The following is a 5,898-nucleotide window of genomic DNA, read 5'->3' as shown; positions in this document are numbered from 1 at the left end:
CTTATTGTTAATTATTTTTAAATAGATTCTTAAATTTTTCCCAACCTGATTCTTTTTCTTTTGTTTCTAGTTTATCAAGTTGTTCGTATAGTTTCTTTTCTTGTGCGGAAATATTTTTAGGTGTCTTAATTCTAACAATAACTTGTTGATCACCTTTTCGTTTAGACCTAACATTTTGTACACCTTTTTCGCGCATACGCAGTATGGTTCCATGTTCAATTCCAGCAGGAATCTTTAAATTTACATCACCATAAATCGTTGGTATTTCAATGGTTGTTCCCAAAACAGCTTGAATATAAGTAATTGGAACTTCTAAAACTATATCATCATTTTGTCTTCTAAAGACTTTATGAGGACGTACTCTAAAGTTTAGGTACAAGTCACCTTGTCCTCCACCTTTAGTACCACCATTACCGTAACCAGCTACTTTTAGTGACATGTTATTATCTACACCTGCGGGTATATTAACATCAACAGTTTTAGCTGTTTTAACACGTCCGCGACCATTACATGTTGAACAACGTTTAGTAATAACTTTACCTTGTCCTCCACATTTTGGACAAGTTTGTTGTGTCCGCATTGCACCAAACATTGTGCGTTGTTCTACATTAATAAAACCATCACCATGACAACGGTCACAAACTTCAACATCTTTAGAAGATTCAGCACCAATACCATGACAAACATGACATTCTTCATCTATTTCAACATTCAAAGTTTTTTTAGTTCCTAAAACTGCTTCCATAAAATCAATTGTAATTGTTCGTTCTAAATCATCACCACGTTGTGGGCCATTGTAGTTTTGTCTTTGTCTGTTACCTCCGCCAAAAAACTGGCTAAAGATATCCCCAAAGCCACCACCACCGAAGTCAAATCCACCAAAACCTTGTCCGCCAGCTCCAAAAGGATTGCCTTGATGACCATATTGGTCATAAGCAGCTCTTTTTTGAGCATCACTTAAAGCATCATAAGCTTCTTGAACTTCTTTGAATTTTGTTTCTGCATCTGCTTCTTTAGATACATCTGGGTGATATTTTTTAGCAAGTGTACGATAAGCTTTTTTAATTTCATCATCACTTGCGTTTTTATTGACACCTAATACATCATAATAATCTCTTTTATCTGCCATAACATCAACTCCATAGTTTAAAGTAGGACAAAAGTCCTACTCTATTATTTTTCTTCAAACTCAGCATCGACAGTGTTGTCGTCTTTTTTGTCTGTATTTTCGCCTTGATCAGGATTTTGTGCTTGTTGTTGCTCTTGAGCTTTTTGATACGCTTTAGTCGCAACTTCTTGAGCATCTTTTTCAAGCGCTTCTTTCTTTTGTTTGATTAAATCGATATCACTGCCATTAAGTGCTTCTTCTAAATCCTTAATTAAATCTTGGAGTTTAGTTTTGGTCGGTTCATCAATATCCTCTTTCAAGTCTTCAATTGCTTTTTGAGTTTGGAAAATTAGACTTGATGATTCATTTCTAAGGTCTGCTTCTTCACGTTTCTTCTTATCACTTTCTGCTTGCTCCTCAGCCTCTTTAACCATACGTTCAATTTCTTCTTTTGATAAAGATTCAGTACCTGTAATCGTAATTTTTTGTTCTTTATTTGTTCCTAAATCTTTCGCTTTAACATTTACAATACCATTAGCATCAATATCGAAGCTTACTTCAATTTGAGGTACACCTCTTGGTGCTGCAGGAATATCTTTTAATTGGAAACGTCCTAAAGTCTTATTATCAGCTGCCATTGATCTTTCACCCTGTAGAACATGAATATCTACAGCTGGTTGATTATCTGCTGCTGTTGAGAAAACTTGAGATTTTGATGTTGGAATGGTTGTATTTCTTTCAATTAACTTCGTAAATACACCACCTAAAGTTTCAATACCTAATGATAATGGTGTAACATCAAGTAATAATACATCTTTAACATCACCGGAAAGTACGCCACCTTGAATTGCTGCACCCATTGCTACAACTTCATCAGGGTTAACACTCTTATTAGGCTCTTTATTTAATTCTCTTTTAACCATGTCTTGTACTGCTGGGATCCGTGTTGAACCACCAACTAATAAGACTTGATCAATATCTTTTTGAGTTAATTTTGCATCAGACAGTGCACGACGTGTAGGTCCTACACAACGTTCTACTAACTTAGATGTCAACTCATTAAATTTAGCTCGCGTCAAGTTCATTTCCATGTGTAATGGACCTGAATCACCCATTGTAATAAATGGTAAAGAAATTTGTGAACTTGTTACTCCACTTAATTCTTTTTTTGCTTTCTCAGCTGCGTCCTTAAGTCTTTGAATAGCCATCTTATCTTTTGATACGTCTACGCCATTATCTTTTTTAAATTCTGCTACAAGATAATCAATAATAAGTTGGTCAAAATCATCTCCACCTAATTTATTATCTCCTGATGTAGAAATAACTTCAAACGTACCATCAGCAAGTCTTAAGATAGATACGTCGAATGTACCTCCACCTAAGTCAAATACTAACACTGTTTGTTCTTTATCCGTTTTATCAATACCATAAGCTAAAGCTGCAGCTGTTGGTTCATTAATAATACGTTTAACTTCAAGTCCTGCAATTTTACCAGCATCTTTTGTTGCTTGACGCTGTGCGTCATTAAAATATGCAGGTACAGTAATTACTGCTTGCGTCACAGTTGCACCTAAATAATCTTCTGCCGTTTTCTTCAAGTTTTGAAGAATCATTGCTGAAATTTCTTGTGGTGTATATTTTTTGCCTTGAATATCTACTTTGTAGCCCAAATCACCCATATGTCGTTTGATTGAACTAACCGTGTTAGGATTTGTTATCACTTGACGTTTAGCAACTTCACCTACACTGATGTCATCCCCTTTAAATGCGACTACTGATGGTGTTGTTCTACCACCTTCTGCATTTGGAATAACTTTCGCTTCTCCACCTTCCATGATGGATACTACTGAATTTGTTGTTCCTAAATCTATACCTATAATTTTATTCGTCTTTGCCATTTTCATCACTCCATTCATTTACTTTAACCATGGCTGGTCTTAATAATTGTTCTTTGTATGTATATCCTTTTTGAATGACCTCAAGGTTGATTCCATTCGGTTTTTCTTTATCACTTGTTTTTTCTATTGCATAATGTACTTTTGGATCAAACATTTGATTTAGTGCTTCAATTTCTTTTAAACCATCTTGAAACAGTATATTATAAAACTGATCATTAATCATTTTGAACCCGATTAAAAAATTCTTAAGTGCTTCATTATCCGTTGGCATATTAACAACTTTGTTAAGTTGGTCCAAAGGATTTAGAATATCTGAAATCAAAGTTTTAGAAGCATACTTTCGGTCATTAATACGCTCTTGATTCATCCTTTTTTTAAAGTTTTCAAGTTCTGCTGCATTGCGTAGCAATTTATCTTTCAATTGATTGATTTCATTTTCTAGATTCTCTAATTGCTCTTTATGCTTGTTTTTCTTTTCTCTCTTGCTTGATGTATCTTTGTCTTCAACTGGTGTTTCAACAGGTTGTTCTTTTGAAGTTTCTTGTTTCACTTCTTTTTTAATCTCTTTTTCTTTATTATCTTCCATTTTCATCATCCTTTACTTTTATATAGTTTGCCTAAATTACTCGCGATGTACTCAACTAAAGGTATGACCTTACTATATTCCATTCGCGTTGGTCCTAAGACCGCTATCGTTCCATGTTCATGATCGCTTATCCGATAAGGAACTGATATGACTGTACAATTTTCCATTGGAATAAGTTGTAAATCACTACCAAACCTAATACTTAAGCCATCATGATTACCTATTAATTTGACTAATTCCCTTCGGTCTAGCATGTCGACAAAGTTTTTAACATGCATGACATTATGGAATTCTGGTTGGTCAAATACATTGGTAACACCTGATAAATAAAAATTTTCTTCTGCAAATTTTGCAAATGCATGAATAAATGAATTCATTAATTGTGACTGATAATCAATAAATGATTCAATTTCTTTTTTCGCAAATTCAGCCTGCAAAATATCACTTGCTTCACTGATAATTCGATTCCTTAGCAAATCATCAAGTGTCTTAATGACTTCTTTTAGTTCACTAATATTAATCTCTTCTGGAATACTAATATTTTGATGTTGTACATGTCCTTGATCTGTAACAATTAATATAACGGCATCATGTTCTCCAATTGGAATAAAATCAATTTTCTTAATCGTATTTTCGTTACTCGATGGTCCAACAGCCATTGCTGTATAATTTGTCAACTGACTTAATAAATGAATTGCTTCTTCAACAGCATGTTCTCTAGCAATTTTATTTTTAGCGAAGACTTCATCAATTAATGGAAATGAATCCATAACTTGTGAATCTCGAGTCACTAAGTGTTCAACGTAGTATCGATATCCCTTTTCAGATGGTACACGTCCTGATGATGTATGCGTCTTTTCTAGATAACCCAACTCTTCTAGTTGTGCCATATCATAACGTAAAGTTGCGCTAGAAAAATTTAAATAAGGCATTAGTGTAAGTGACTTTGAGCCAACAGGTTGTGCATCTCTCACATATACCTCAATGATTGCTTTTAGAATTAGTTTTTGTCTACTTGTAATCATTCATACACCTCATTTAGCACTCATCTTAACTTTGTGCCAGTTTTATTGTATTATAATTATTTGGCACTGTCAAGTATTATGTGCTATTTTATACAAAAAAAATAAAAGACACATAGTGTCTTTATTTAGTTGATTGTTTCGTCCATTTTAAGTAAAAGGGGTTATTCTTCTGTTCATAACGAATCGTTGTTTGTTCATCATGACCAGGATAAACTTTTATGTTGCTTGGTAAACCACATAAAAATATTGTGCTTTTTCTTAATTCTGGTAATGACCCGGAATATAAATCATGTCGACCGACACTTTCTTTAAATAACGTATCACCTGTAAATAATTTTTGATCATATAAAAAACATAAACTACCCTTCGTATGCCCAGGTGTATGAAACACCTCGATAAATTGATCGGCAAAAGGAATCTTATCCATATGATTTACATAATTAAGGTTTAAATCTTTTCTCCTGTAAGGATGATTTTTCGGAGAATATCCGTTATATTTGTCTTCAAACAGCAAATGCGCATCTTCTTTATGCATATAAATAGGCGCTGTGAATTCACCAATTAAGTCTATATGATCATAATGAGCATGTGTGATTAAAATGCCTGCAAGTGTTCTACCCGATAACGCTTGATTGATTTCATCCATGTCATGTGAGGGATCTATTAAATAACATGTATCAAAGCGGCATATTAAATATGTATGGGCAAATGTTTCGTTTTCTTTAAATTTATTCATGATTTCTAAGAAAAAAAACTATTCCTAGAATAGCTTATTTCTTTTCTCTGTGGATTGTATATTTTCTTTCACGTGGGCAGTATTTTTTCATTTCTAAACGCTCTGGTGTCGTTTTCTTATTTTTATTAGTATGATAATTTTCTTCGCCACATTCTGTACAAACCAATTTGACTAGGTCTCGCATGATATCCCTCCAAACGTACGGTAACATTATAACAAAACAATCAAACAATATCAATCATTTTTCCTTCTTTTGTAAAAATTCATTTGTTGATAGACAAAATGGCCACAAAACGTGACCACTCATTTTTTAAGAATCCTTTTTTTAATTAATTATACTTCTATACTTCGATAATTGCATCAGTAGGACATACTTCTTGGCATGCTCCACAATCAATACAAATATCTTCATCGATCACATAAATATCGCCTTCTGATATGCAGTCAACTGGACATTCAGCAACACATGCACCACACGCAATACATACATCAGTAATTCTTCTTGGCATATTCTAATCCTCCATATCGTTTAATATAATACTATT

At 33.6% G+C, this 5,898-nt stretch carries 7 protein-coding genes; all 7 read right to left on the bottom strand.

Annotated elements, in window-relative coordinates:
- Window positions 1–7: 7 nt before the first annotated feature.
- Window positions 8–1,129 carry a molecular chaperone DnaJ gene (dnaJ, locus tag QJ521_RS09240; RefSeq protein ID WP_282840199.1) on the bottom strand — a complete coding sequence of 374 codons (1,122 nt, stop codon included), beginning with the start codon at window positions 1,127–1,129 and terminating at the stop codon, window positions 8–10.
- Window positions 1,130–1,173: 44 nt separating this feature from the next.
- Entirely contained in the window at window positions 1,174–3,006 is a 1,833-nt protein-coding gene (gene dnaK / locus QJ521_RS09235; RefSeq protein ID WP_282840198.1) for a molecular chaperone DnaK, read from the bottom strand.
- Complete coding sequence (grpE, locus tag QJ521_RS09230) at window positions 2,990–3,592, bottom strand: nucleotide exchange factor GrpE (RefSeq protein WP_282840197.1); 603 nt, start codon at window positions 3,590–3,592, stop codon at window positions 2,990–2,992. Before grpE ends, dnaK begins: the two co-directional genes overlap by 17 nt.
- Window positions 3,593–3,597: 5 nt before the next feature.
- Window positions 3,598–4,617, bottom strand: coding sequence for a heat-inducible transcriptional repressor HrcA (gene hrcA, locus QJ521_RS09225; RefSeq protein ID WP_282840196.1), 1,020 nt, complete (start codon window positions 4,615–4,617; stop codon window positions 3,598–3,600).
- A 121-nt stretch (window positions 4,618–4,738) separates the two neighbouring features.
- Window positions 4,739–5,353: an MBL fold metallo-hydrolase gene (locus QJ521_RS09220; RefSeq protein ID WP_282840195.1), complete on the bottom strand. Its 615-nt coding sequence runs from the start codon at window positions 5,351–5,353 to the stop codon at window positions 4,739–4,741.
- Between the two features lie 34 nt (window positions 5,354–5,387).
- Complete coding sequence (rpmG, locus tag QJ521_RS09215) at window positions 5,388–5,537, bottom strand: 50S ribosomal protein L33 (protein ID WP_282840194.1); 150 nt, start codon at window positions 5,535–5,537, stop codon at window positions 5,388–5,390.
- 157 nt (window positions 5,538–5,694) lie between these two features.
- A complete protein-coding gene (locus QJ521_RS09210; protein ID WP_282840193.1) occupies window positions 5,695–5,862 on the bottom strand; it encodes a 4Fe-4S ferredoxin in 168 nt (55 codons plus the stop codon).
- Window positions 5,863–5,898: the final 36 nt, after the last annotated feature.

The organism is Peloplasma aerotolerans, from assembly GCF_030012175.1.
GTDB lineage: Bacteria > Bacillota_I > Bacilli_A > Acholeplasmatales > Acholeplasmataceae > Peloplasma > Peloplasma aerotolerans.
Note: the sequence above shows the minus strand (reverse complement) of the source record. Positions and strands in the feature narration are given on the sequence as shown.

Excerpts from the sequence above, each read along its gene's own strand:
- dnaJ (WP_282840199.1), bottom strand. The coding sequence starts at position 1,129 with ATGGCAGATAAAAGAGATTATTATGATGTATTAGGTGTCAATAAAAAC.
- dnaK (WP_282840198.1), bottom strand. The coding sequence starts at position 3,006 with ATGGCAAAGACGAATAAAATTATAGGTATAGATTTAGGAACAACAAAT.
- grpE (WP_282840197.1), bottom strand. The coding sequence starts at position 3,592 with ATGGAAGATAATAAAGAAAAAGAGATTAAAAAAGAAGTGAAACAAGAA.
- hrcA (WP_282840196.1), bottom strand. The coding sequence starts at position 4,617 with ATGATTACAAGTAGACAAAAACTAATTCTAAAAGCAATCATTGAGGTA.
- QJ521_RS09220 (WP_282840195.1), bottom strand. The coding sequence starts at position 5,353 with ATGAATAAATTTAAAGAAAACGAAACATTTGCCCATACATATTTAATA.
- rpmG (WP_282840194.1), bottom strand. The coding sequence starts at position 5,537 with ATGCGAGACCTAGTCAAATTGGTTTGTACAGAATGTGGCGAAGAAAAT.
- QJ521_RS09210 (WP_282840193.1), bottom strand. The coding sequence starts at position 5,862 with ATGCCAAGAAGAATTACTGATGTATGTATTGCGTGTGGTGCATGTGTT.